24 protein-coding genes and 1 tRNA gene are annotated in these 22,856 nt (G+C 67.3%); 10 read left to right on the top strand and 15 right to left on the bottom strand.

Annotation, left to right across the window (positions count from 1 at the left end):
- Window positions 1-16: 16 nt before the first annotated feature.
- From DVK03_RS03675 to DVK03_RS03660, 4 genes are all read right to left on the bottom strand, one after another.
- Window positions 17-442, bottom strand: a complete 426-nt coding sequence (locus tag DVK03_RS03675) for a Rieske 2Fe-2S domain-containing protein (RefSeq protein WP_004064939.1) — start codon at window positions 440-442, stop codon at window positions 17-19.
- A gap of 341 nt (window positions 443-783) precedes the next feature.
- A tRNA-Met gene (locus DVK03_RS03670) sits at window positions 784-858 on the bottom strand.
- A gap of 60 nt (window positions 859-918) precedes the next feature.
- A complete protein-coding gene (locus DVK03_RS03665) occupies window positions 919-1,386 on the bottom strand; it encodes a GtrA family protein (RefSeq protein ID WP_115802251.1) in 468 nt (155 codons plus the stop codon).
- Window positions 1,379-2,164 (bottom strand): glycosyltransferase, encoded by a 786-nt coding sequence (locus DVK03_RS03660; RefSeq protein WP_115802250.1) that lies wholly within the window; start codon window positions 2,162-2,164, stop codon window positions 1,379-1,381. The genes DVK03_RS03665 and DVK03_RS03660 overlap by 8 nt, the downstream gene beginning before the upstream one ends.
- A gap of 95 nt (window positions 2,165-2,259) precedes the next feature.
- Between DVK03_RS03660 and DVK03_RS03655 the strand changes: the two genes are divergently transcribed.
- Window positions 2,260-4,623, top strand: coding sequence for a DUF2298 domain-containing protein (locus DVK03_RS03655; RefSeq protein WP_004064945.1), 2,364 nt, complete (start codon window positions 2,260-2,262; stop codon window positions 4,621-4,623).
- On the opposite strand, the gene DVK03_RS03650 is transcribed toward DVK03_RS03655, so the two are convergent.
- Window positions 4,620-4,880, bottom strand: coding sequence for an HAH_0734 family protein (locus DVK03_RS03650; RefSeq protein ID WP_004044233.1), 261 nt, complete (start codon window positions 4,878-4,880; stop codon window positions 4,620-4,622). The two genes, DVK03_RS03655 and DVK03_RS03650, sit on opposite strands and share 4 nt — an antisense overlap.
- A gap of 202 nt (window positions 4,881-5,082) precedes the next feature.
- Here DVK03_RS03650 and DVK03_RS03645 point away from each other — a divergent pair, with 202 nt between their 5' ends.
- The 5 genes from DVK03_RS03645 to DVK03_RS03625 are packed head-to-tail and all read left to right on the top strand — an operon-like array spanning window position 5,083 to window position 7,399.
- A complete protein-coding gene (locus tag DVK03_RS03645) occupies window positions 5,083-5,364 on the top strand; it encodes a 50S ribosomal protein L44e (protein WP_004044234.1) in 282 nt (93 codons plus the stop codon).
- Between the two features lie 3 nt (window positions 5,365-5,367).
- Window positions 5,368-5,562, top strand: coding sequence for a 30S ribosomal protein S27e (locus DVK03_RS03640; RefSeq protein WP_004044235.1), 195 nt, complete (start codon window positions 5,368-5,370; stop codon window positions 5,560-5,562).
- A gap of 18 nt (window positions 5,563-5,580) precedes the next feature.
- A complete protein-coding gene (locus DVK03_RS03635; RefSeq protein ID WP_004044236.1) occupies window positions 5,581-6,381 on the top strand; it encodes a translation initiation factor IF-2 subunit alpha in 801 nt (266 codons plus the stop codon).
- A 4-nt stretch (window positions 6,382-6,385) separates the two neighbouring features.
- Window positions 6,386-6,577: an RNA-protein complex protein Nop10 gene (locus DVK03_RS03630; protein WP_006600615.1), complete on the top strand. Its 192-nt coding sequence runs from the start codon at window positions 6,386-6,388 to the stop codon at window positions 6,575-6,577.
- A gap of 54 nt (window positions 6,578-6,631) precedes the next feature.
- Window positions 6,632-7,399: a proteasome assembly chaperone family protein gene (locus tag DVK03_RS03625; protein WP_004064950.1), complete on the top strand. Its 768-nt coding sequence runs from the start codon at window positions 6,632-6,634 to the stop codon at window positions 7,397-7,399.
- A 45-nt stretch (window positions 7,400-7,444) separates the two neighbouring features.
- Here the strand turns inward: DVK03_RS03625 and DVK03_RS03620 are convergent, their stop codons facing one another.
- Window positions 7,445-8,344 (bottom strand): PhzF family phenazine biosynthesis protein, encoded by a 900-nt coding sequence (locus tag DVK03_RS03620; protein WP_006600616.1) that lies wholly within the window; start codon window positions 8,342-8,344, stop codon window positions 7,445-7,447.
- A gap of 121 nt (window positions 8,345-8,465) precedes the next feature.
- Window positions 8,466-8,636 carry a hypothetical protein gene (locus tag DVK03_RS19960; protein WP_004044240.1) on the bottom strand — a complete coding sequence of 57 codons (171 nt, stop codon included), beginning with the start codon at window positions 8,634-8,636 and terminating at the stop codon, window positions 8,466-8,468.
- A gap of 210 nt (window positions 8,637-8,846) precedes the next feature.
- On the opposite strand from DVK03_RS19960, the gene DVK03_RS03615 reads away from it, so the two are divergent.
- The 3 genes from DVK03_RS03615 (at window position 8,847) to mtnP (ending at window position 11,603) form a co-directional block, all read left to right on the top strand.
- Window positions 8,847-9,560: a phosphoribosyltransferase gene (locus tag DVK03_RS03615; RefSeq protein ID WP_004044241.1), complete on the top strand. Its 714-nt coding sequence runs from the start codon at window positions 8,847-8,849 to the stop codon at window positions 9,558-9,560.
- Window positions 9,561-9,701: 141 nt separating this feature from the next.
- Window positions 9,702-10,697, top strand: a complete 996-nt coding sequence (locus DVK03_RS03610) for an AEC family transporter (RefSeq protein ID WP_115802249.1) — start codon at window positions 9,702-9,704, stop codon at window positions 10,695-10,697.
- 45 nt (window positions 10,698-10,742) lie between these two features.
- Window positions 10,743-11,603 carry an S-methyl-5'-thioadenosine phosphorylase gene (mtnP, locus tag DVK03_RS03605; protein ID WP_006600617.1) on the top strand — a complete coding sequence of 287 codons (861 nt, stop codon included), beginning with the start codon at window positions 10,743-10,745 and terminating at the stop codon, window positions 11,601-11,603.
- A 7-nt stretch (window positions 11,604-11,610) separates the two neighbouring features.
- On the opposite strand, the gene DVK03_RS03600 is transcribed toward mtnP, so the two are convergent.
- The 7 genes from DVK03_RS03600 to DVK03_RS03570 form a co-directional block, all read right to left on the bottom strand.
- Complete coding sequence (locus DVK03_RS03600) at window positions 11,611-12,087, bottom strand: hypothetical protein (protein WP_115802248.1); 477 nt, start codon at window positions 12,085-12,087, stop codon at window positions 11,611-11,613.
- 32 nt (window positions 12,088-12,119) lie between these two features.
- Window positions 12,120-13,277, bottom strand: a complete 1,158-nt coding sequence (locus tag DVK03_RS03595; protein WP_115802716.1) for a ScpA family protein — start codon at window positions 13,275-13,277, stop codon at window positions 12,120-12,122.
- Complete coding sequence (smc, locus tag DVK03_RS03590; protein WP_115802247.1) at window positions 13,270-16,992, bottom strand: chromosome segregation protein SMC; 3,723 nt, start codon at window positions 16,990-16,992, stop codon at window positions 13,270-13,272. Before smc ends, DVK03_RS03595 begins: the two co-directional genes overlap by 8 nt.
- An 83-nt stretch (window positions 16,993-17,075) precedes the next feature.
- Window positions 17,076-17,399 (bottom strand): chromosome segregation protein SMC, encoded by a 324-nt coding sequence (locus DVK03_RS03585; RefSeq protein WP_115802246.1) that lies wholly within the window; start codon window positions 17,397-17,399, stop codon window positions 17,076-17,078.
- A gap of 105 nt (window positions 17,400-17,504) precedes the next feature.
- On the bottom strand, window positions 17,505-18,839 hold the full coding sequence (locus tag DVK03_RS03580; protein ID WP_115802245.1) for an amidohydrolase: 1,335 nt from the start codon (window positions 18,837-18,839) through the stop codon (window positions 17,505-17,507).
- A 46-nt stretch (window positions 18,840-18,885) separates the two neighbouring features.
- Window positions 18,886-19,350: a hypothetical protein gene (locus tag DVK03_RS03575; protein WP_115802244.1), complete on the bottom strand. Its 465-nt coding sequence runs from the start codon at window positions 19,348-19,350 to the stop codon at window positions 18,886-18,888.
- A 1-nt stretch (window position 19,351) separates the two neighbouring features.
- Window positions 19,352-20,236 carry a DUF3100 domain-containing protein gene (locus DVK03_RS03570; RefSeq protein WP_006600621.1) on the bottom strand — a complete coding sequence of 295 codons (885 nt, stop codon included), beginning with the start codon at window positions 20,234-20,236 and terminating at the stop codon, window positions 19,352-19,354.
- A gap of 169 nt (window positions 20,237-20,405) precedes the next feature.
- Here DVK03_RS03570 and gatB point away from each other — a divergent pair, with 169 nt between their 5' ends.
- Complete coding sequence (gatB, locus tag DVK03_RS03565; RefSeq protein ID WP_115802243.1) at window positions 20,406-21,896, top strand: Asp-tRNA(Asn)/Glu-tRNA(Gln) amidotransferase subunit GatB; 1,491 nt, start codon at window positions 20,406-20,408, stop codon at window positions 21,894-21,896.
- Between the two features lie 65 nt (window positions 21,897-21,961).
- Here gatB and DVK03_RS03560 read toward each other — a convergent pair whose 3' ends face one another.
- The gene (locus tag DVK03_RS03560; RefSeq protein WP_115802242.1) at window positions 21,962-22,657 is read right to left on the bottom strand and encodes a hypothetical protein; all 696 of its coding nucleotides are present in this window, start codon (window positions 22,655-22,657) and stop codon (window positions 21,962-21,964) included.
- Between the last annotated feature and the right edge of the window lie 199 nt (window positions 22,658-22,856).

Here is a 22,856-nt window from a genome sequence, read left to right as displayed (position 1 = left end):
CCCGCCGCGCTCGCCCTCAGAACTCGACGTTCGAACTCGAACTCCGGTCGGCCGGGTCGGTCTCGATTTCGCCCTGCCCGACGTAGTCGAACTCGTCGTCCGAGAGGAAGACGTGGTCGCCGTCGACCGTGATATCGAGGTCGTCGAGCACCGCGCCCTCGCAGGGGCCGTAGTTGCAGTAGCCCGTGTCGGCCTCGAAGTACGCGCCGTGATTCTGGCAGATGACCTCGCCGTTGCGCATCGGCGCGCCCGACCCCTTGTCGAGTTTGATGTGCGTCAAGTGCATGCAGTAGTTCAGCCAGCCTTGGATGCCGTCGTCGGTGCGCACGAGGATGGCCTCGCGTTCCTCGGCGTCGGCGTCGTCGGCCGCGCGGACCCGAAAGAGAAAGGTCGTGTCGTCGGGCACGTCGCCCACCGCGCAGATTCGTTCGAGGTCGCTCATTGTGCTCTCGTTGGGTCGGGGTCGAAAATCTCCTTCGAAAGCGGTCAACTGGTGGGCAGTCGCTCTTGTTGTGAGAAAGGAAGGGGGGATTTGAACGACGCGACTCTCGCTTCGCTCGATTCTCTGGTTCAAACTACCTGTTGCGAGTACCACGGAAAACGGGCCGCCGCAGCGCGATAAACCGCCCCGCTTGGGGCGTCGTTTTCAGGAGAATAGCGGGAGGTAGATTTGAACCCCGGTCGCTGACGCTCCCCGGTTCAGATCTACTGAGCTATGTGGCCGACCTCGTGGGCCGCGCCGAGCCGAGACTCGGCGCTCAGGAGTTGAGGTCGGCAAAACCATAGCGGGAGGTAGATTTGAACTACCGATCTCCGGGTTATGAGCCCGGCGGAATCTCCTGGCTATCCCATCCCGCTGAATCAACAAACGAGTCTGCTATTGTTAAGACTTCTGTTTCGGGAGCCGTGTGTCAATTTTCACCGTGAGTCGCGATGACTCGAACGGGTCGCGATGCGCCACGTGAACAGGCTTTCTGCGACGTAGTTCAGGAGCATCGACGCGCCGATAGCGAGGGGCAGCGGGATGAGTTCCCAGAGGTCGATACCGGCGACCTGAATCGACAGCGGTACCTCCCCGAGCGCCCGGACGACGAGCACCTGCACGAGGAGGCCGCCGCTCCGCACGAGGTTCGACTTCACGAAGCGCCGGACCTTCGCGGTGAGCAGGTCCGAGCCCGCGCCCGCGAACGTCCAGCGGTCGTTGATGACGAACATGACGACGATTGCCAACTCCGCGCCGGCGAGCTTCGCGAGTTCGTTGGCGACGCCGAAAAAGACGATGAGGAGACTGCTCAGAGAGAGGTCGAACACCGCGCCGACCGCACCCACGGAGGCGAATTTGCCGAAGCGAGTGCCGGAGACGAGCGCCGAGAGCCGGTCAGTCATCCGCGACCTCCGTCGAGAACTGCTCGACGAGGGTCCGTTCGTCGCTCCGCGCGTCGATGAGTTCGTGGAGGCGGTCCTCGCGAATCGTCCGGGCGCGGTGGCGCGACCGGAGCAACCCGCGGGCCATCTTGACCGTCGTGTCGACCGGCGAGACCGTCGAGTTCGGCTGGTCCTCCCAGACGACCGGCACCTCGGCCACGCGGTGGCCGAACGCCCCCGAGACGGCGATGAGTTCGATGTCCCACGCGAACCCCGGCTCGTACAGGTGGGTCCGAACGTCGTTCCACGCCGCGGCGGTGACGGCCTTCGCGCCGCACTGGTAGTCGTACAACGGGACCTCGGTCAGGTGGCGGGCCAGCCACGCGAAGCCGTCGCCGAGGTAGCGCCGCGCGACCGTCTGATGGGAGGCGACGGTCGCGTTCGGGTGGCGGCGCGACCCTACCGCGAGGTCAGCACCGTCGCGGACGGCGGCGACGACATCGGCCATCGACGCGGCCGGCGTGCTCCCGTCGGCGTCGGCGAACGCGAGGATATCCGTGCGAAGCGATTCGAACCCGGCGGTGATGGCCGCGCCCTTGCCGCGGCGGGCGTCGACGTCGTTCACGCGGGCGACGGCGGGGAGGGCGTCGAGGGTGTCGAGCGTATCGGGCCGCGGCGCGTCGAGTTCGACGCGGACCGCATCGGGGTCCAGCGACTCGACGAGGGCGTGGACGTAGGGGACCAGACGCTCGGGGTCTGGTCGATAGGCGGGGACCACCACCCCGACAGACTGCGACATGCACGACCATTCACTCAATGGGGTAAAAAGCGAACCGCTCTGGCCGCACCGGCCATCACAAAACGTATTGCATCCGCGGCGCAGTCAACGGATAGATGGAGTACGCCCTCGTTGTCCGGTGGTTACTGCTGTTCGCAGCCCTCTGGGCGGTCGGCCTTCCCCTCTCGGCCCGCCTGTTTCGCCGCCTCCCCGGCCGCGGCGCCGGACTCGCCCTCCCCGTCTCGCTCGTCGCGTTGACCCTCCCAGCCTACTACGTCGGCCACCTCTCGTTCGGCCCCGTCGCCCTCGTCGCCGGCGTCGGGACGCTCCTCGTCGCGTCGGCGGTCGCCGGCCTCGACTTCGGCGCGCTTCGCCGCGGCGACCGCCGACTCGCACCCGGCCTCGACATCGACCGACGCGCCGTCGCCGACGCGGCCGCGGTGTTCCTCGTCGCCTTCCTGTTCGCCGTGGCGCTCCGCGCGCTCGACCCGGCGGTCCACGCCGGCGGCGGCGAGAAGTTCCTCGACTTCGGCCTCCTCCAGTCGCTCGCCCGCGCGTCGGTCCTCCCGCCGGAGGATATGTGGTTCGCCGGCGAGCCGGTCCGCTACTACTACGGCGGTCACCTCGCGTCGATTCTCCTCGCGCGGCTCACCGCCACCGACCCGTCGTTCGCCTACAACCTCGCGCTCGCCGGCTTCTTCGGGGTCCTCGTCACTGCGGCGTTCGAACTCGGGCGCGGCGTCGCAACTGCCGCGGGCGCGAACGGTCGGCTCGGCGGCCTGCTGTCGGCGTTCTTCGTCGGCTTCGCCAGCAACCTCGTCACCGCGGGGCGGTTTCTCCTCGCCGCGCTCCCCGAGGGGTTGCGCCGGCCCGTCGCGCGGGCCGTCGCCGAGCGGTCGCAATACACCGTCGAGCAGGTGCTCGCCGGGGCCTCGAACTTCTCGTACTGGAGCGCGAGCCGCGTGATTCCGGGCACCATCAACGAGTTCCCGCTCTTCGCGTGGCTCAACGGCGACCTCCACGCCCACATGATGGGCACGCCGTTTCTGCTCCTCGCGGCCGGCCTCGCCTTCGCGTACTTCCGGACGCCTGAAGAGGCGGTCGGTGAGCGCCGACGCCTCGTCGCCGCGACGACGCTCGTCGGCGCGTTCCAAGTCGTCGTCGACACGTGGAGTTTCCCGTCGGTGTTCGGCGTGCTGTTTCTCGGGATAGTCTTCGCGCCCGCACGCCCGTGGACGTTATTTCCGGGGCGAGAGCGCGTTCGCTCGGCCGTCGGCGGCTCGGCGGTCGCGGGCGAACTCGCCCGCCTCGGCGGCACGGTCGCGGCGGTCGGACTCGCGGGCGTCGCCGCCACCGTCCTCGCCAGTCCGTTCCTCCTCGGCGCGGTCGCGGGCGGGGGAAGCGCCCGGACGGTCGAGCTTCTGTCGCCCGACCAGCGAAGCGGGTTCGGCGCGCTGGCGCTCGTCCACGGGGCGTTCCTCGCGGCGTTCGCGGGCTACTACGTCCGCCGCCTCGGCGCGCAGGACGGACTCGGCGGGCGCGAGTGGGCCGTCCTCGTCGGGAGCTTCGCGGCGCTGACCGTCGTCGCGGCCGCCCAGTCGTTCGCCGCGCTCGCGCTCGTCGCGCCCCTCGTCGCCGTCGGCTGGGTGCTCCTCCGGTTCGCCGACGACCCGCGGTTCGAAACGGTGCTCGTCGTCGCCGGCGCGGGCCTCGTGATGCTCGTCGAACTCGTCTACGTGAACGAGCAGGCCGGGCCCGGGCGGATGAACACGGTGTTCAAGACGTACATGCAGGTGTGGGTGCTCTGGGGGAGCGTAATGGGGGCCGTGTTGGCCGGCTTCGTCGGCGACGCGGTCGCCGCGAGCGACGTGTCGCTCCCGAGGGTCGACCTCGGCGTCCGCGGAGGCGCGGTCAGCGCCGTCGGCGTTGGCTTCGTCGTTCTCCTCGTGGCCTCCACGTCGGTGTACGGCGGGCTGGCCGTCACCGAACACACCGGCTCGGCCAGAGAAGAGGCGACGCTGGACGCGACGGCCTTCGCAGACTGGCGGCACGAAAACGAGTCGACGGCCATCGCGTGGCTCGACGAGACCGTCGAGGGCAACCCGACGATGCTCACCGCGCCGGGGACGAAGTGGTCCGAGGCGGTGACAGACAAACGCGAGGACGTCATGTACGACTGGCGCGGGAATCCCGAATCGAGCCTGACGGGCGTCCCGACGGTCGCCGGCTGGGCGCACGAAGTCGGCTACCGCGGCCCCGACGCGTACTACGACCGCGTGCGCGACGTGGACGCGATGTACGTCGGCAACGAGTCGACGCGGGCGCGGCTCGTCGAGCGCTACGACGTACAGTACGTGTGGGTCGGGCCGGGCGAGCGCGCCCGCTACGGGGAGATAGAGACGGACGTGGCGTGGCTGACGCCGGTCCACCGGTCGGGGTCGGTCGCGGTCTACGAGGTAGAAGAAGCGAGACTACCTTAGGCCGCGCCGCGCTCGCGGACGACCTCGACGGCCTCGGCGTCGACGCCCTCGGTTTCGAGCCAGTGCGGGACGAACTCGCGCTTTTCGAACGTCTCGCGCTCGTCTTCCGTGCCGGCGGTACACCACAGCTGGACGCGGTCGGGACCGTGCCAGTCGCCCTGTCGGTCGACCGAAAACAGGACGTACTCCTCGCCGTCGTACTCGATGACGCCGTCGCGCCGGACGCCGGGGTCGCCGTGGATGATGAGCTTCTTCATGTGCCGGGATTGGCACAGTCACCGCTTAATCGCTTCGGCTTCCGGCGTGCGGTGTGCGACGGGGGAGACCGCGGACGGTGCAGTCACCGTGGGCTGCCCACACGTAACACGGCGAACGCCCGGTCACGGCGGGTTCAGGGGCCGCGTCGAACCAAACGGGTTTTAACGGGCCACACCAAAACCCACCACAAGGTCGATATCTATGCAGATGCCACGCCGTTTCAACACGTACTGCCCGAACTGCAAGGGTCACCACGAACACGAAGTGGAGAAGGTCCGGACGGGACGCCCGACCGGAATGAAGTGGAACGCCCGTCAGACGCGACGCGGCAAAGCCACTATCGGTAACGCCGGTAAGTTCTCCAAGGTGCCCGGTGGCGACAAGCCGACGAAGAAGACCCACCTGAAGTACATCTGCTCCGACTGCGGCAAGGCCCACATGCGCGAGGGCTGGCGCGCCGGTCGCCTGGAGTTCCAGGAGTAAATCATGGCAGGAAACTTCTACAAGGTCGCGTGCAGCGACTGCGAGAACGAACAGGTCGTCTTCGGAAAAGCCTCCTCGGTCGTCAACTGCGCCGTCTGCGGGACGACCCTCGCCACGCCGACCGGCGGCAACGCCGAGTTCCACGGCGAGGTCGTCGAGACGGTCGAGCGTCGCGACAGCGACGAACTTGAGGCGTAACTCCCTGGAGGACCTCGTATGAAGTACAGCGGATGGCCTGACCCCGGCGAACTCGTCGTCGGAAAGGTAGACGACATCGCGGACTTCGGCGTCTTCGTCGACCTCGAAGAGTACGAAGACAAACGCGGCCTCTGCCACATCAGCGAGGTCGCCAGCGGATGGATCAAGAACGTTCGCGACCACGTCCGCGAGGGACAGACAGTCGTCGCTAAAGTGCTCGAAGTCAACGAGAGTTCCCAGCAGATAGACCTCTCGATTAAGGACGTCAACGAGCACCAGCGCAAAGAGAAGATTCAGGAGTGGAAAAACGAGCAGAAGGCCGACAAGTGGATGGCGCTGGCGTTCGGCGAGGACATCGCCGACGACCGCTACCAGTCCATCGCCAACGCCCTGCTCGCGGAGTTCGAGTCGCTGTACGACGGCTTCGAGCAGGCCGCGATTCACGGTATCGAGGCGCTCGACGGCGTCGAACTCGACGACGACGAACTCGAAACCATCGTCGAGACCGCGCGTCAGAACGTGTCGGTCCCCTACGTCAACGTCACCGGCTACGTCGACCTGCGCTCGCCCGCTGGCGACGGCGTCGACGACGTGAAGGAGGCCCTCAAGGCCGCCGAGGGCGACGGCGAAATCGGCGACGAAATCGAACTGTCGGTCACGTACGTCGGCGCGCCCGAGTACCGCGTCAAGGTCAAAGCGCCCGACTACAAGACCGCCGAGACGGAGCTCGAATCGAGCGTCGCGCGGGCCCGCGAAGCCATCGAGGCCGCGGGCGGCACCGCGGAGTACCACCGCGAACGCAGCGGCGACGAAGAGTAATCGAATGAAATCAGACATCCGGGTGTGCAGCGCGTGGCGCGACCGCCACGACCGCCCGGTGTACTCGCTTTCTGAGACCTGTCCGGAGTGCGGCGCCGCCACCGAGAACAGCGCGCCCGCACCCTACAATCCCGAGGACCCCCACGGCGAGTACCGCCGCGCGCGGAAGCGCCGCCTCGCCGAGGAGTCGGAGTAGCCTCCGTCTTCGGCTACCGACGCTCTCTTAACCGGCGCGGCCGCCACTACGTGCATGGACGACATCGAAATCGAGGCTGTCGAGGAGGTCGACCTCACCGACCCGGTCCTCATCGAGGGGCTGCCGGGCGTCGGCAACGTCGGCAAACTCGCCGTCGAGCACCTGCTGGAGGAGTTCGAGGAGGCCACGCTGGTCCGCCGCGTCTACGCCGACGCGTTCCCGCCGCAGGTGAGCATCGACGAGGGCGTCGCCGAGCTGACCCACGTCGCGATTCACGCCGTCGAGACGCCCGGCGAGGGACCGGACCTGCTGCTTCTCACGGGCGACCACCAGGCGCAGTCGAACGAGGGCCACTACCACCTCACCGACACCTTCCTCGACATCGCCGAGGAGTTCGGCGTCGAGCGCCTGTTCGCGCTGGGCGGCGTCCCGACCGGCGAACTCGTCGACGAGCCGTCGGTCCTCGGAGCCGTCGCCGACGAGTCCCGCCTCGACGAACTCGACGAGGCGGGCATCGAGTTCCGCGAGGGCGAACCCGCCGGCGGCGTCGTCGGCGTCTCCGGCCTCCTTCTCGGCCTCGGCGGCCGCCGCGGCCTCGACGCGACCTGCCTGATGGGCGAGACGAGCGGCTACCTCGTCGACCCCCAGAGCGCGCAAGTCGTCATCGAAGTCTTACAGGACCTCCTCCAGTTCAGCGTCGACTTCGAGTCGCTCGAAGAGCGCGCAGAGGAGATGAAGGAAGTCGCCGCGAAGATTCAGGAGATGCAACAGCAACAGCAAGGGAGCATCGCCAGCGACGACGACCTCCGGTACATCGGCTGAGGCCGCCTCGGCCCTCGCGGCCCGTCTCGTTTTCAGCCCGGAGAGTCAGGCTTCGATGATGTCGTCGTCCGCGAACTCCGGGACGACGATTTCGCCGTCGAGCGACTGCACCGCGCGGCCGCCGACGCGTATCTCAGCGCCGACCTGCACGCGGACGGTTCCCGGTCGGTCCACGAAGTGGCCCTGTTCGAATCGGAGTTCGTCGGGCATCGAGTCGAACGCGCCGACCTGCCGGAGGTACGCGCCGCACGCGCCGGCGGCGGTTCCGGTCGCGGGGTCCTCGGAGATGCCGATGCCGGGAGCGAAACACCGCGCGTGAAGCGTGGAGTCGCCGTCGATGGCGTCGAAGGTGTAGGCGTAGACGCCCGCCGCGTCGTGTTCGGCCGCGAGGTCTGCGATGGCGGCGTCGTCCGGGTCCGCAGCCGAGAGGTGTTCGAGGAAGTTGACCGGGACGACGAGGAAGGGAAGCCCGGTGGAGGCGACCGCGACGGGGAGGTCAGCGCCCACGTCGCGGAGGGCGGCGTCGTCGACGCCGAGCGCCGCCGCGAGGCGGTCGTAGTCGACCTCCAAGGGCCGGACCGTCGGGGCGTCCTGCGTCATCCACACCTCGCCGAGGTCACCGAGTTCGATGTCGAGGGTGCCGACGTTCGTCTCCAAGGTGTGCGTGCCCGGTTCGAGGTCGCGTTCGGCCGCGAGGTGGGCGTGGGCCGCGATAGTCGCGTGGCCGCAGAGGTCGACTTCCTGTTGGGGCGTGAAATAGCGGATGCGGCGGTCCGCGGCGGCCGACGAGCAGACGAACGCCGTCTCGCTCGCGCCGAGTTCGGCGGCGATGGCGCGCATCTGTTCCGCGTCGAGTCCGTCGGCGTCGGGGACGACTCCGGCCGCGTTACCGGACAGCGGTTCGGTCGTGAAGGCGTCGACGAGGAGGGCGCGTCGGCTATCCATGGAAAGGCGCACTACACGGCGATGTATCAAACCAGCGGGTCGGCGGTCGGGTCGTATGAGAAGGGAGGAGGGCGATACGAGCGGGCGCGGTCCGGGCGCGAGTTGGTCGACCGCGACCGATTCACGCGCGGGTCCACCGGACGCGGCCGCTCGTTTGAGCTGCGCCGTCGCCCTGCATCACTTCGCGCATGTTCATACAGGCTGGACACCCGACGACCTCGTCCATGTCGTTGCCGAAGACGCGGACGAAATCGCGGGAGACGAACTCACCACAGTTACCACACGTGTGCATTCTATTTCACCTACAAATCCGCATACTCCGGCACTCGATATAACTATGTCCCTTGTTAACATGCGTTAGTATCCGCCTGAACGTCTGGTTCTCCGGTTAGTCACCGAATAACGTCGGTTCGGGGGGTTTTGGCACGCCGACACACGGGCGGGCCGAGTCGTACAGATTAAAGGGCGTCAGGCGCGGCAGTACGCACGGTGAACGGAAGATATGGGCGACCTCCCCGACGAGTTTAACTGTACTATCACGAACTGGGAGTACATCTACGGCCTCTGCCGCGACGTTTCCGACGAGGTCAAAACGTCCGAGTTCGAACCCGACGTCATCGTCGCGTTGGCCCGCGGCGGCTGGTTCGCGGGCCGGTGTATCTGCGATTTCCTCGGGCTGGACGACCTGACGAGCCTGAAGATGGAACACTACGTCGGGACGGCCCAGAAGTCGAACGAGCCGGAGGTCCGCTACCCGATGCCGGAAGGCAGCGTCGAGGGCAAGGACGTGCTCATCATCGACGACATCGCCGACACCGGCGGCTCCATCAAGCGCGCACACGAGTACGTCAACGAGCGCAACGCGGGCGAGGTCCGGACCGCGACGCTCCAACTCCTCCAGACCAGCGAGTTCGAACCCGACTACGTCGGCGAGCGCCTCGAAGAGTGGGCGTGGGTCGTCTACCCGTGGAACTTCATCGAGGACATGATAGACCTCACCTCGGGCGTCATGGCGAAAGCCGACGACGACACGTTCGAACTCGAAGACATCCGCCACTACCTCGCGGAGTTCCACGACGTGGACCGCATCGAGATGGAAATCGCCCAACCCGACCGGATGCCGGAAGTCATGTCCGAGATGGAGCGCCGCGGCTACGTCGAGTCCACCGGCGACGGCGCGTGGCGTCTCCTCGAAAACGACGGCGTCGGGGCCTGAAACCGGCTCGTTCAGTCCGCCCGGCTTCGTTCGACCTCGCGCTCCTTCTCGGGTCCGCTTCGACACCCAGTTTCGGCTGTCTCTCCGGCCGCCTGCGTCCGAGTTCCGTCGGGACTCGCTCGAAGCGAAACGTTCGTTTGCGTGACGCGCTTCGGCACGCGCATGTCGCTGTTTTCTATCTTCGCCGGCGCGCTCCTGCCGATTCTCGCCATCGGCGCGGTGGGCTTTCTCCTCGGTCGCGTCCGCGACGTGGACCCCGAACCGCTCAACACGGTCACGGTGTACGTCCTCGCGCCGGTCCTCGTGTTTTACAGCCTCGCGACGACCGAACTCGCCGGCGAGACGCTGGCCGCCCTCACCGCCGGCGTCGTCGCCTACCACGTCGCCATGCTCCTCGTCGCGGGCGGCGTCGCCCGACTCGCGGGGATTTCCGACCCCCTCCTCGGCGCGCTCGTCCTCGTCGCCGCCTTCCCGAACTCGGGGAACTACGGCATCCCCGTCAGCTCCTTTGCCTTCGGCGATACCGGCCGCTCGACGGCCGTCGTCTACCTCGCCGTCCAGAGCGTCCTCATCTACACGCTGGGCGTGTATATCGCCGGACGCGGAGCCGACCGCGACGACGCCCCGCCGGGGTGGCGCGTCGGCCTCGAACGCATCGTCCGAATCCCGCTCGTCTACGCCGTCGTCGCCGCGCTCGCCGCTCGCTGGCTCGGCGTCGTCCCGCCGACGGGCGTCCCCGCGATGGAGACGCTCAGGCTCGTCGGCGACTCGTCGATTCCGATGATGCTCCTCATCCTCGGCATCCAACTCGCGGGGGCCGACCTCGGCTCGACGCTCTCGGAGGTCGGCGTCGTCGCCGCGCTCAAGATGGTCGTCGCGCCCGCGGTCGCGGTCGGCGTCGCGCTCGTCGCCGGCTTCGGCGACCCGACGGTCGCGCGGACGTTCGTCCTCGAATCCGCGATGCCCGCCGCGGTCACGCCGCTCATCCTCGTCGCGGAGTTCGGCGACGCCTCGGGAACCGGCTCTGCCACCTCGCTCGCCGAGTTCGTCTCCGCGGCCGTCTTCGCGACGACGCTCCTCAGCGTGCCCGCGCTCTCGGTGCTCATCTACCTCTTGAACCACGGCTTCGTGGTGTAGCGCCCGTTTCGCCACGATTTTGTGCGCCCTCCCCGACCTTCGAGTATGAAAATCGGATTCATCGGTGGCAGCGGTATCTACGAGGCGCTCCCGCTGGAGAACACCCGCGAGGAACCCGTCGAGACGCCGTTCGGCGAACCCTCGACGACGCCCGTCGTCGGCGAGTTCGGTGACACCGGCCGCGAGGTCGTCTTCCTCCCGCGACACGGCCCGGACCACCAGCACTCGCCGACGACGCTCCCCTACCGCGCGAACATCTTCGCGCTGAAGCAGCTCGGCGTCACCCACGTCCTCGCCAGCAACGCCGTCGGCAGCCTCAAAGAGGACCTGCCGCCGCAGACGCTCGTCGTCCCCGACCAGATTTACGACCGCACGAAACACCGCCCCCTGACGTTCTTCGACGAGGGCATCGTCGTCCACCAGCCCTTCGCGATGCCGTACGACGAGGAACTCGTCTCCATCCTCGCCGAGGCCGCCGAAGAGGCGACCGACGCGCAGGTCCAAGAAGGTGGCACCTACGTCTGCATCGAGGGGCCGTCGTACTCCACGAAGGCCGAAAGCGAACACTACCGCGCGCAGGGCTGGGACGTCATCGGCATGACGACCATCCCCGAGGCCAAACTCGCCCGCGAGGCCGAGATGGCCTACGCGACCATCACCGGCGTCACCGACTACGACGTCTGGAAGGACGACAGCGAAGTCACCCTCGACGAGGTGCTGAAGAACGCCGCCGCCAACGAGGAGGCCATCAAGGAGACCGTCGAGGCCGCCATCCGCAAGATTCCCGACGGCCACGAGACCGACAGTCACTCCGCGCTCGAAGGGACCATCAACACGCCCGACGAGGCCATCCCCGCCGAGACGAAAGCAAAGCTCGCGCCACTCATCGACGAGTACGTCGACTGAGCCGGTCTCAGTCGTTCAGTTCTGCGGATTTGCCCGAGTCGCCTTCCGACTCCCCGACCTCGCGTTCGCCACGCGCCGCTTCATCGGTCGGTGAGAACTCGACCCCGTGACAGCGCGTGCAGTACTCGTTTTCCCCGCGGTCGGTCGTCGCGAGCGGGATGCCCGCGACGACGAACTGCGTGCTGAACTCCCGGACGACGCCTCGGTCGTCGGCCTCGCCGCAGACGACGCACTCGCGGACCGACCCCGGCGACGTGACCACCTCGCGGACGCGACCGAACGAGGTCGGACTGTACGAGACGTAGCCGGGGACGTAGCAGTGCAGCCAGAAAATGGGAAAGAAACACAGCACCGCCAACGGCCAGATGACCGACTGAGGGAACAAGATAGCCGACGAAATCACTGCGAACGTCACCGACGTGACGAGCGAGACCGCGACCGTCAGTCGTCGGAGCGTGCTGGAGAGCAGAGTCGGATGGGGCACGTCCGAGACTGACGGCGGGTTCGATAAAATAGCTAGTCGTCGGCGATGGCCTCGGCTTCGAGTTCGGGGTCGTCGTCAGCGTTGTCAGCGTCGTCGGCGTCGTCGACGTCGTCAGCGACGGTGTCGGAACCGCCATCGGCCGCCTCGGCGTCCACTCTGTCGGCACCCGCCGCGTCCGCGTCCACTTCCGACCCCGCGCCGGGGTCGGCGTCGAACACCTCGGGGTTCCGAATCCAGAGGTCGCCGAACAGGTCGTCCTGCTTGAGGTAGACCGTGCTCCGGTGGGACAGAAACAGGAGCGCGAGATAGGTCGTCATCACGGTGTCGCCCACGTCGCGTATCTCGGCGAACAGCACCTCGTCGCGGCCCTTCTCGTAGTGGGTGGCGAGCACGTCGCCGACGGCTTCGACGACCGCTTCGATGTCCTCGTTGTGGGCGGTCCCGGTCACGTCGTCTTCGGTGGGTTCGCCCGCGCCGCGCATCTCGCCGGGCGTGTGGTAGTCGAGCGTCTGCGTCCCGCGAGAGAAGCCGCGCGGCGACTCGGAGGTGTCGTACTCGCGGCGGCGCTTCCACCACGACCCGCGTTCGACCTCCCGGAGTTCGCGGACGAGTTCGTCCAGCGTTTCGGGCGACCCGCGGGCGTGCTTGCGTTCGAGCCGACGGTCCATCTCGTCTTCCAGCGCGTCGATTGGGTCGAACCCGGGAGGCCCCTCGCCGTTGTCGCCGGGGTGGCCCTCGTCGCCGCCGCTCTCCAAGGCGAGTTCCCACGGTTCGAGTTCCTCCTCGTCGGGTTCGTCCGGGGCGAGGAGTTCGTCCGACTTCATGCGCAGGAGGACGCTCGCGTAGAACAGCGCCCGGCCGGTCGTCCGGAGGTCCATCGCGTCGAGGCGGTTCAGGAACGCGTCCGTGACCTCCACGATGTCGATGTCCCACGGGTCGATGGTTCCCTCCTTGGCGAGTTGGACGAGGAGTTCGACCGGTTCGACCTCGTCGTCGTCCGACTCGGAGACGTCCTCCGGGAGTACCTCGTCCATCGCGTCGGGTTCGGCGGGGGCGGCGTCTGCCTCGGAGTCGGGCGCGGCGTCGTCGCCGGCGAACGAGAAGACCCCGTCGTCATCGTCGTCGCCGTCGCTTCCGTCTCGCTCGCCGCGCCCGCGAGAGAGGTTCAGTTCGGGGATGTCGTCAGTCATCCGCCGGAACCTCCGCTTCCACGTCCGCGTCGGCCTCGCCGCCGTCACCACCGTCCGCGTCGTCGTCGGGGCGGTCGCCGCCGTCGGAGTCGCCGGAGTCGTCGCCGCCCGAGCCGTCCGCGTCGCGGCCGTCACCGCCGTCGCTTCCAGCCCCGCCGTCGCCGCCGAACTGGATACCCGTGACCGCGCTGACGTTGTCGCCCTGCATCGTCACGCCGATAGCGCGCTCGGCGCGTTCGAGGAGCGCAGAGCGGTGCGAGACGACGACGAACTGGGCGTCGCCCGCGAGGTCGTCGACCATCTGGCCGACGCGCTCGGCGTTCGCGGCGTCGAGGAAGGCGTCCACCTCGTCGAGCGCGTAGAACGGCGCGGGGTTGTGCCGCTGGATGGCGAAGATAAACGCGAGCGCCGTCAGCGACTTCTCGCCGCCGGACATGGCGTCGAGGCGCTGGATGGGCTTGTCGCCCGGCTGGGCCTTCATCGTCAGGCCCTCCTCGAAGGGGTCGTCGGGGTTCTCTAACTGGAGGTGCCCCGTCCCGTTCGACAGGCGCTCGAAGATGTCCGTGAAGTTCTCGGCGATGGCGTCGAACGACTCCATGAACGTCGCCTTCTTCTGGGACTCGTACTGGTCGATGCGGTCGGCGATGGCGTCGCGCTCTTCGACCAGCACGTCGCGGCGCTCCTGGAGGGCTTCGAGGTCGGCTTTCACGTCGTCGTACTCGTCGATAGCGAGCATGTTGACCGGTTCGAGTTCCTCCATCTCCTCGGTGAGTCGCTCGATTTCCGACTCGACCGTGTCGTGGTCGGGAATCTCGTCGGGGTCGTAGTCTCCGACCTGCGACTGGAGTTCGTCGATTTCCCATTCGAGCCGTTCGGCGGCCGAGCGCATGCTTTCGAGCTTGGATTCGACCGCATTCACCCGGTCTTTCTTCTCGTCGCGGGCGCTCCGAGCTTCGCGGAGGTCGTCTTGGAGCTCCGTGCGGTCCTCCTTGAGGTCGACCAGTTCCTCCTCGAGTTCGGCGACCGCCTCGCGCTTGGCTTCGAGGTCGTCCTCGCGCTCCTCGATTTTCGACTCCGCCTCGGAGATGGACTCCCGAGCCTCGGCCTTGCGGTTCTGGGCGGCCTCGACCGTGTCGTGGAGGTCGTCGACCGCGTCCTCGGCGTACTGCTTTTCGAGTTGAATCTCGTTGAGCCGGCCGTCGAGCGTGGACATCCGGTCTTCGAGGTCGTCGATGTCCGCCCGAATCTCGTCGGCGCGGGCGGTGAGTTCCGGAATCTCGGAGTCCGCGAGTTCGGCTTCGATGTCCTCGATTTCGGCCTCGACCGTCTCGATTTCGTCGTCGAGGTCGGCGATTTCGTCGTCGAGGTCGGACATCTGTTCGTCCACCGACTCGCGTTCGGACTGGAGTTCGTCGAGGCGGTCTTCGAGCCGGTCGATTTCGGCTTCGGCCTCCTCGATATCCTCCTCGGCGTCCTCGATTTCGCGCTCGATGGTCCGAACGCGGTCGGCGGCGTCGGAAGCCCGCCCGCGAGCGTCGTCGAGGTCGTCATCGATGTCGCGAATCTCCTCGTTGAGCGAGCGGCGGCGGTCTTCGAGCTTCGTAATCTCCTTCGCGAGGCGGTCGAGTTTGCCCTCGCCGGACTTCGAAAACGAGTAGCGAGAGCCGCCGCCGGAGCCGCCGGTCATCGCGCCGGAGCGCTCCACGAGGTCGCCGTCGAGGGTGACCATGCGGTAGTCGCCCATCAGGTCGCGGGCGGTCTCCATGTCCTCGACGACGAGCGTCGACCCGAGGACGTACGAGAAAATCGACTCGTACTGCGAATCGTAGTCGACGAGGTTGCGCGCGAAGTCCACGACGCCGGGGTTGTCGGGCTCGCGCGGCAGGCTCCGGTTGTCCATCTTCGTGATGGGCAGGAACGTCGCGCGGCCCGCGTTGCGGGACTTCAGGTGGTCGATACAGGACGACCCCACGCCGTCGTCGTCGACGACGACGTTGGCGAGGCGACCGCCGGCGGCCGTCTCACAGGCTTTCGCGTACTCGCCGTCGACGGAGCCGAGTTGGCCGACCGCGCCGTGGACGCCGGAGATGCCGGCGTTGAGGATGGTCGTGACGGCGCGGGGCCACGAGTTATCACCGTCCTTGCCGGCTCGGGCTTCGAGGCGGGCGTACTCGGACTGCTTGGTCTGGAGTTCGTCCGTGACCTCGGACAGTTCGTCGTTCAGGTCGGCCTTCTCGGCCTGCAAGTCCTCGATGACGCCGTCTATCTTCGCCTCGTTCTTCTCGGCGGTGTCGAGTTCGCTGTGCAGGTCGGAGACGGTCGCCTTCAGTTCGGGGATGCGCTCGCGGGCGCGTTCGAGTTCGTCCCGGGTCTCCGAAATCTGGTTCGAGCGGCGGCGCGCGTCGTCGAGCAGGCGGTCCTTGGCGCGCTGGCGGTCGTTCTTCTCGTCTTTGAGCTCGTCGAGCGTCTCCTTTCGCTCCGCGAGTTCGGACTTCAGCTCGTCGAACTCGGTGTCCACCGAGTCGATTTCGGCCTGCACCTCGGAGAGTTCGACCCGCTTGGACTGGATGTCGCTTTTGACCGACGCCTTCTCGACTTTGACCTCGCGGATGTCGTCTTCGAGGTCGTCAATCTGTTCTTGCTTGCGGTCGATGTCGACGAACGCCTTGCGGCGCTCGGCCTCGGCGTCGTCGCGCTTCTCCTCGGCGGCCTCGATGGCGTTCTCCAGCCGGGAGATGTCGCCCTTTATCTCCTCCATCTCCGACTTGATGCGGAGCTGTTCGTCCTCGCCCTTGCGCTCGATTTCGCGGGTGAGGTCTTCGAGGTCCTCTTCGAGGCGAGTGACTTTCCCCTGTCGCTCGTCGAGTTCGGCCTGTAACGCTTCGAGGTCGGCTTCGGTGGACTCGATGCGCGATTCGGTCCGCGAGAGGTCCTCGCGCTTGTCTTCGAGTTCCGCGGCCTTCAGGTAGCCCTCGTACTCTTCTTTCTCCTCGCGGAGTCCCTTGTAGGTGAGCGCCGTCTCGCGCTCGTCTGCGAGCTGGTTGAGTCGCGTCTCCTTTTCCTCGATGCGGAGGTCCGCCTCGTCGACGCGCTCTTCGACCGCCTCCAACTCCTCGAAGGCGGCGTCTTTCTTCTCGTCGAACTCGGCGACGCCCGCGATTTCGTCGATGATGCCCCGCCGCTGGTAGGGCGTCATGTTGATGATTTCGGTCACGTCGCCCTGCATGACGACGTTGTAGCCCTCGGGGGTGATGCCCGCCTGCGCGAGCAGGTCCTTGATGTCCGAGAGGTTGACCGAGCGCTCGTTGAGGTAGTAGTACGAGTAGTAGTTGTCCGGCGTCTCCTTGACGCGGCGCTTGATAGTTATCTCCTCGACGCCGCCGACTTTGTCGGTGCCGGCGGCGTTGACGACCTGCGAGCGGTCGAGCGTCCCCTCGGAGTTGTCGAGGACGACCGTGACGCTGGCCTCCTTGGGCTTGTCGGGGGCCTCGTCGCTGCCGTCGGCGTGGCCGGGGTTGTAGATGAGGTCCGTCAGCTTCTCGGCGCGAATCCCGCGAGTGCGGGCGAGGCCGAGCGCGAAGAGGACGCCGTCGATGATGTTCGATTTGCCGGAACCGTTCGGGCCCGTAACGACCGTGAAATCCTCGTAGAACGGGATGCGAGTCGGCCGCCCGAAGCTCTTGAAACCGTCAAGGACGAGCTCTTTGATGTGCATGGGTTGGTGTTCACGCGGGCGACGCCCGCAGGTGGAACGCGCCGCATGAACACGGGGCGCGCTCGCTCGGACGGCGCGCCCGATTACGCGACGATGATATCGTCGTCGGGCGTCTCGCCGTCCCCTTCGTCAGTCTCGTCGGCCTCGTCCGGTTTAGTCTCGTCGGCGTCGGCCGGCGAGGTCTCGTCGGCGTCGGCGGGCTCCGCGGCGGCGGCCTCCGCGTCGGCCTCGTCTTCGGTCTCCCAGTCGCCGCGACGGGTCGCGGCCCGCGAGGGGACCTGCACGTCGTTGGCGTCTTCGAGCTGGCGGAGCCGTTCTTTGGTCTCGACGAGCTCCTCGGTGAGCCCGTTGACGGCGGCCTGAAGTTCTGCGACTTTGGATTCGAGTTCCTCTACCCGGTTACTCATGGGTAACATAGCCCCGCGCGTGAGACATAAATGTGCGTCAGACAATCACCGAAAATGTGATACGTGTGAAGGGGGTCCCGGGGCGGAACCCCCATCGCTGACATCTCAGTCCCGGTACGACTCGGTCGTCGTCGCCCGGAGCGACCGGACCGCGTCGAGGTACTCTTCGCGACTGCGCTTTTCGGCTTTCGCTTCGCGGACCGCCGCCATCGCCTCGGGGCTGGTGAGCAGGTCGACCAGCGTGCAGGCGGTGAGCTTCGCGGGGATGACGTAGGCCATCTCCTCGTCGACGACGCGGAAGTCGCGGGCGTGAACCGCGCCCTCGAAGCCGCCGGTCCACGGGTGGATGCCGGGGACGAGTTGCGTGATGTCGCCCATGTCGGTCGACCCCGAGAGGTGCGGCGTCCCCGGCGTGACCGCGTCGGGACCGACGATGTCGCGGGCGTTCTCGTCGTAGAACGCGACTATCGTCTCGTCGGTCCGAAGCGGCATGTAGCCGGGGTAGTCCTCGATTTCCACGTCGCCGCCGAGGCCCATCGCGCCCGAGGCGAGCGCCCGATTGACCGACTCGTTGGCGTCCGCGACCGCTTCGACCGAGGCCGCGCGGACGTACGACTCCATCGTCACCTCGGCGGGGACGACGTTGACGCCGTCGCCGCCGCGGGTGATGATGGGGTGGACGCGGACGTGGTCCTCGTCGCGGAAGCGCTCGCGCTGGGCGTGGACCGCGTTCATCCCGAGCATCGCGGCGTTGAGCGCGTTGACGCCCTCCTCGGGGGCCGCGCCGGCGTGCGCCTCGGTCCCGCGGTAGGTGACGAACTTGCCGACGAAGCCGTTGGTCGAGAAGTCGCTCGTAATCGTCCGCTCGGGCGTGTCGCTGCCGGCGTGCATCATCGCGGCGGCGTCCCAGTCGTCGACGTAGCCGCGGCGGATGAGCTCCTGTTTGCCGCCGAAGAACTCGATATCGCCGGCGTCGAGCAGGCCGCGCCGGTAGTCGAGGTCGAGATACTCTTCGGCCGGGACGGCGACGAACTCGACCGCGCCGTCGAGGTCGTCCACGACGCCGCTGCCGACGAGGCCGAAGGCGGTCCCCACGAGGTTCGCGAGTTGGGCGTTGTGGCCGCAGGCGTGGACCGCGCCGGTCTCGGGGTCCGCCATCGGGTGGTCCGGGTTGACGAGCGCGTCGAGTTCGCCGAGGACGGCCGCGACGAAGTCGCCCGACCCCGCGCGGGCGCGAGCGCCGGTAATCGCCAGCTCCGTCTCCACGTCGAGGTCGAGGTCTTCGAACAGCGAGACGATCTTCTCGGTCGTCTTCACCTCCTTGTAGCCGAGTTCCGGTTCGGCCTGCACGTCCTTCGCGAAGTCGATAATCTCGTCCGCGCGGTCGTCGATAGCGTCGCAGACGCGGGCTTTGAGGGCCGCGACGCGGTCGTCGGTCATCGCGTCTCACCCCGGCGAGGACGGCGGGCGGTCGTGAGGCGCGACATCAGATAATCCCCTGTGCGGACAGCACGGCCTGCGAGATGAGCGCCGAGCCGAAGAACGTACCGAAGAAGACGAACACGGCCACGAGGACGAGCTTCCAGCTGACCTCCTTCATCTTCCCGGTCTGGAGGCCGATAGAGAGGCCCGCGTAGGCGAGAATCGGCGTCGTCGTGGCGAGGAAATCGATTTCTCCGACCGCGGCGAGAAACGGCGCTTGCACCGGCGAAAACGGCAGTGCGAGCGCGAACGCGAGCACCATCGCGTAGGCGAACGCCGGCAGGTCCAGCGGAATCAGCCGCCCCATGAGCAGGCCGACGAGGCCGAGGACGACGATGAGCGCCATGCCGGGGAGCGCGGCGACGAAGCCCGTGCCGGTGGCGATGAAGTTGGCCGTCAGCGTCAGGAACGCCACCACGAGCAGCATCTTCAGCGACTCGACGGAGAACTCCGGGGTCGACATCGACATCTCACTCACCTCCGTCAGTCGCGGCGGTGTCACGGCCGAACACGGGCGCGAGGACCGCGTACAGACGCGTGATGACCGGGAGGCCGACGAGGATGACCATGTAGAGCCCCGTGATGCCGGTCAGGAGGTTGCTCGTCGCGGCGAAGCTCAGAATCTGGTCTTCGGCGACGCCCGCACCGCCGACGGCGGCCGCCAGCGACGTGGAACAGGCGGTCATCATGCTCGCCGACCCCATGCCACAGGCCATCGAGAGCGCGAGCGGGTGCAGCCCCGTCGCGGGCGCGAAGCCGCCGAGCAGGCCGAAGAAGACGGTTCCGAGGACCGTGCCGGTCATGTAGGTGCCGAGGACGCCGCGGCCCTCGGGCGACTCGATGCCGTACTTGTCGGTGATGACGCCGAGGGTCGGTTCGCGGGCGATGCTGACCGCCGCGCCGATGGACTCGCGTTTGAGGCCCAACAGCAGGGCGAGCGGGAGCGCGATGAGAATCGTGCCGAGGTTCCCGAACTCCTGGAGGACGAACGCCGGCCCGGCCGCCACGAGGTCGTAGAACGAGGGCGCGACGAGCGTCCCGTATTTCACGCCGAGCGGCATCAGCGCGACGACGAGAAGCGGCGAGGCGATGCGGCTCACGTCCTCGTCGACGACCGACCGGAGCGGTTCGATGACCGACCCGAGGACGCTGTAACTGAGGGCGAGGCCGAGAACGACCGCGTACAGAAGCGGCAGGAGCACGACCTGGCCCGGTCCGAGCGGGAACGTTATCGTCCCGATGAGTTCCGCGACGACGACGATGAGAAGGACCGTCAGATGCGTCCGGAGATGCGCCGAGAGCCGGCCGGCGGTCCGAATCGGTGCCCATCTATCCGAGGTGGTATCGTTTGTCATATGTGAACGAATTCCGTAAATCGTGGTGATGAAACGCCAGTATATAAAACCTCGTTAGTGATTGTCTGTCGGGTGTCACAGGGCTCGGTGTCGGGCCGCCGACCCGCGAACGGGGTCCACCGCGACCAGTCCCGTTAGTCTTTAGCCCACCGCCGTCGAAGCCCGGCCAATGACTGCGCAAGCGCTCGAACAGCGCGAACTCGCGGTCGTCATCGGGTTGGAGGTCCACGTTCAACTCGAGACGGCCACGAAGATTTTCTGTAGCTGTTCGACCGAGCCTGCCGAGGACGAGGAGCCGAACACCCGCGTGTGCCCCGTCTGTCTCGGACTGCCGGGCGCGCTCCCGGTGCTCAACGAGGCGGCGGTGGAGTCGGCGGTCAAAATCGGCAAGGCGCTGAACGCCGACATCGCCGAGGACACCCGCTTCCACCGGAAGAACTACTACTACCCCGACCTGCCCAAGAACTTCCAGATTACCCAGTACGACGCGCCCATCTGCGCCGACGGGACGCTGGAAGTGTCCGTCGAGGGTACCCGCCGCGACATCGGCATCACGCGCGCCCACCTCGAAGAGGACCCCGGGAGCCTCCAGCACAAAGGCGGCAGCATCGACACGGCGGACTACACGCTCGTCAACTACAACCGCGCCGGCACGCCGCTGGTCGAAATCGTCACCGAACCCGACTTCCGAAGCCCGCAGGAGACCCGCGCGTTCCTCGCCAAGCTCGAAGAGGTGCTCGAATACCTCGGCGTGTTCGACGCCACCCGCGACGGCTCGCTCCGCATCGACGCCAACATCTCGCTCGTCCCCGCCGACGAGGTCGACGACGACGGCGCGATTTCCGACGACGCGCTCGAAGCGGCCAACCGCACCGAGGTCAAGAACATCTCCAGCCACAAGGGCGCGGAGAAGGCGCTGGCCTACGAGGTCACCCGCCAGAAGAACGCCATCCAGCGCGGCCGCGCCGTCGAACAGGAGACGCGCCACTGGGACGAGTCCCGCGGCATCACCGTCTCGATGCGCTCGAAGGAAGAAGAAAAGGACTACCGCTACTTCCGCGAGGCCGACCTCCCGCCGCTCCAGGTCGCCCACTGGAAGGAGGAGATTCCGATTCCGGAGCTTCCCGACGCCCGCCGCGAGCGCTTCCATACCGAGTACGGCATCGACGAGGAGTCCGCCTCGAAGCTCACCTCGACCAAGGAGGTCGCGGACTTCTTCGAGGACGTAGCCGCCGAGTTCGACGCCGACCTCGCCGCGACGTGGGTCGCCGACAACCTCCTCGGCGAACTCAACTACCGCGATATGCACATCACGGACGTGTCGGACCGCCTCGACGAGTTCACGCGGCTCGTCGAACTCGTCGCCGCCGACGAGGTGACGACGAAGAACGCCGAGGAAATCGTCCTCCGCGAGATGCTCGACGAGGGCAAGGACCCCGACACCATCGTCGACGAAGCGGGGCTGGGCAAGGCCGACGACGACGAAATCGGTGGTTTCGTCCAAGAGGCAATCGACGAGAACCCCGACGCCGTCGAGGACTACCACAACGGCGAGGGCGGCGCGCTGAACTTCCTCGTCGGGCAGGTCATGCAGAAGTCCCAGGGAAGCGCCGACCCCGGCACCGTGAACCGGTTGCTCCGCGAGCGACTGGACGAATAACCGACCGACTTCGGGTTCGCTTCTCCGCGACGACGGCCGTTTCCTGTCAGCCCCGGAGAACGTGACTACGACCAGTCGCCGTCATCGTCGCGGCCGAACAGCATCGCCGACCCGAGAACGACCGCGAACCACGTCAGTGCCTCCTCTGCCGCAGGCGACGACGGAAGCGGGCGGTCCACGCCGGTCCGGTAGACGAGGTAGTAGTCGCCGTCGACTTCGAACACTCTCGCGCCCGCGTCCGTCGGCCAGAGTTCGCGGTCCGCGGTCCCCGACCCGTTCTCGATAGCCGTCCACGCGGTCGGGTATCGGTCCGGGGCCCGAGCGATATGGTCCAGCGCCGCCGCGGCCGGGACGCGCGCCGTCGAGAGGACGTACCGGCCGTCCTCCCACGTCGATTCGCGCTCGAAGACACGGCCGTCGTAGTACGCGAGATACCGTTCGTCGGCGTCGAGATACCCGGACGAACTTGATTGCATGTCCGGGTGGTCGACCGCGAGCGACCCGTTCAGGGTCGCGGCCTCCAGCGCGCAGTAGCGCGTCACCGACGAGCCGACCGAGCAGGCGAAGCCGTCGATGCCGTGCCACAACGCCGAGCGAGCGTCGCGGTCGGGGACGTCGAGTCGGTTATCCTCGACCCCGATTTCGGCGGACTCGTAGGTGTACGTCGGGCCGGTGAGCCCGAGCGCCGGCCCCCAAAGCGGCGTGAATATCAGGAGGACCGCGAGGCCGAGGCGGAGGTGTTCGGTGGAGGGCTGTCGCATGGCGCTCCCTTCCGAGCCGTCGGAGAAAGTCGTTCTGCTGTCAGGTTCGGCGGGCGGCTGTTATCGGTTCCCGTGTCGCAGTCGTCTCGGGTATCGTCGTCGCTCCTAGCGTCGGGTCGGCGGAGCGAGTCGGTGAAATCCGACGGGAGACGCGGCGTGTCGCGGACGCGTCGGCAGACACACACCTTCGCGCGCGAGG

This window comes from Haloferax sp. Atlit-109R (assembly GCF_003665865.1).
Classification (GTDB): Archaea; Halobacteriota; Halobacteria; order Halobacteriales; family Haloferacaceae; genus Haloferax; species Haloferax volcanii.
This window is presented reverse-complemented; position numbering and strand designations above follow the sequence as displayed.

Coding starts and splice junctions, on each gene's coding strand:
- DVK03_RS03675 (WP_004064939.1), bottom strand. CDS start 442: ATGAGCGACCTCGAACGAATCTGCGCGGTGGGCGACGTGCCCGACGAC.
- DVK03_RS03645 (WP_004044234.1), top strand. CDS start 5,083: ATGCAGATGCCACGCCGTTTCAACACGTACTGCCCGAACTGCAAGGGT.
- DVK03_RS03640 (WP_004044235.1), top strand. CDS start 5,368: ATGGCAGGAAACTTCTACAAGGTCGCGTGCAGCGACTGCGAGAACGAA.
- DVK03_RS03580 (WP_115802245.1), bottom strand. CDS start 18,839: ATGACCGACGACCGCGTCGCGGCCCTCAAAGCCCGCGTCTGCGACGCT.
- DVK03_RS03615 (WP_004044241.1), top strand. CDS start 8,847: ATGGGCGACCTCCCCGACGAGTTTAACTGTACTATCACGAACTGGGAG.
- DVK03_RS03630 (WP_006600615.1), top strand. CDS start 6,386: ATGAAATCAGACATCCGGGTGTGCAGCGCGTGGCGCGACCGCCACGAC.
- DVK03_RS03655 (WP_004064945.1), top strand. CDS start 2,260: ATGGAGTACGCCCTCGTTGTCCGGTGGTTACTGCTGTTCGCAGCCCTC.
- DVK03_RS19960 (WP_004044240.1), bottom strand. CDS start 8,636: ATGCACACGTGTGGTAACTGTGGTGAGTTCGTCTCCCGCGATTTCGTC.
- gatB (WP_115802243.1), top strand. CDS start 20,406: ATGACTGCGCAAGCGCTCGAACAGCGCGAACTCGCGGTCGTCATCGGG.
- DVK03_RS03665 (WP_115802251.1), bottom strand. CDS start 1,386: ATGACTGACCGGCTCTCGGCGCTCGTCTCCGGCACTCGCTTCGGCAAA.
- mtnP (WP_006600617.1), top strand. CDS start 10,743: ATGAAAATCGGATTCATCGGTGGCAGCGGTATCTACGAGGCGCTCCCG.
- smc (WP_115802247.1), bottom strand. CDS start 16,992: ATGCACATCAAAGAGCTCGTCCTTGACGGTTTCAAGAGCTTCGGGCGG.
- DVK03_RS03660 (WP_115802250.1), bottom strand. CDS start 2,164: ATGTCGCAGTCTGTCGGGGTGGTGGTCCCCGCCTATCGACCAGACCCC.
- DVK03_RS03570 (WP_006600621.1), bottom strand. CDS start 20,236: ATGACAAACGATACCACCTCGGATAGATGGGCACCGATTCGGACCGCC.
- DVK03_RS03650 (WP_004044233.1), bottom strand. CDS start 4,880: ATGAAGAAGCTCATCATCCACGGCGACCCCGGCGTCCGGCGCGACGGC.
- DVK03_RS03575 (WP_115802244.1), bottom strand. CDS start 19,350: ATGTCGATGTCGACCCCGGAGTTCTCCGTCGAGTCGCTGAAGATGCTG.
- DVK03_RS03620 (WP_006600616.1), bottom strand. CDS start 8,344: ATGGATAGCCGACGCGCCCTCCTCGTCGACGCCTTCACGACCGAACCG.
- DVK03_RS03625 (WP_004064950.1), top strand. CDS start 6,632: ATGGACGACATCGAAATCGAGGCTGTCGAGGAGGTCGACCTCACCGAC.
- DVK03_RS03595 (WP_115802716.1), bottom strand. CDS start 13,277: ATGACTGACGACATCCCCGAACTGAACCTCTCTCGCGGGCGCGGCGAG.
- DVK03_RS03560 (WP_115802242.1), bottom strand. CDS start 22,657: ATGCGACAGCCCTCCACCGAACACCTCCGCCTCGGCCTCGCGGTCCTC.
- DVK03_RS03585 (WP_115802246.1), bottom strand. CDS start 17,399: ATGAGTAACCGGGTAGAGGAACTCGAATCCAAAGTCGCAGAACTTCAG.
- DVK03_RS03635 (WP_004044236.1), top strand. CDS start 5,581: ATGAAGTACAGCGGATGGCCTGACCCCGGCGAACTCGTCGTCGGAAAG.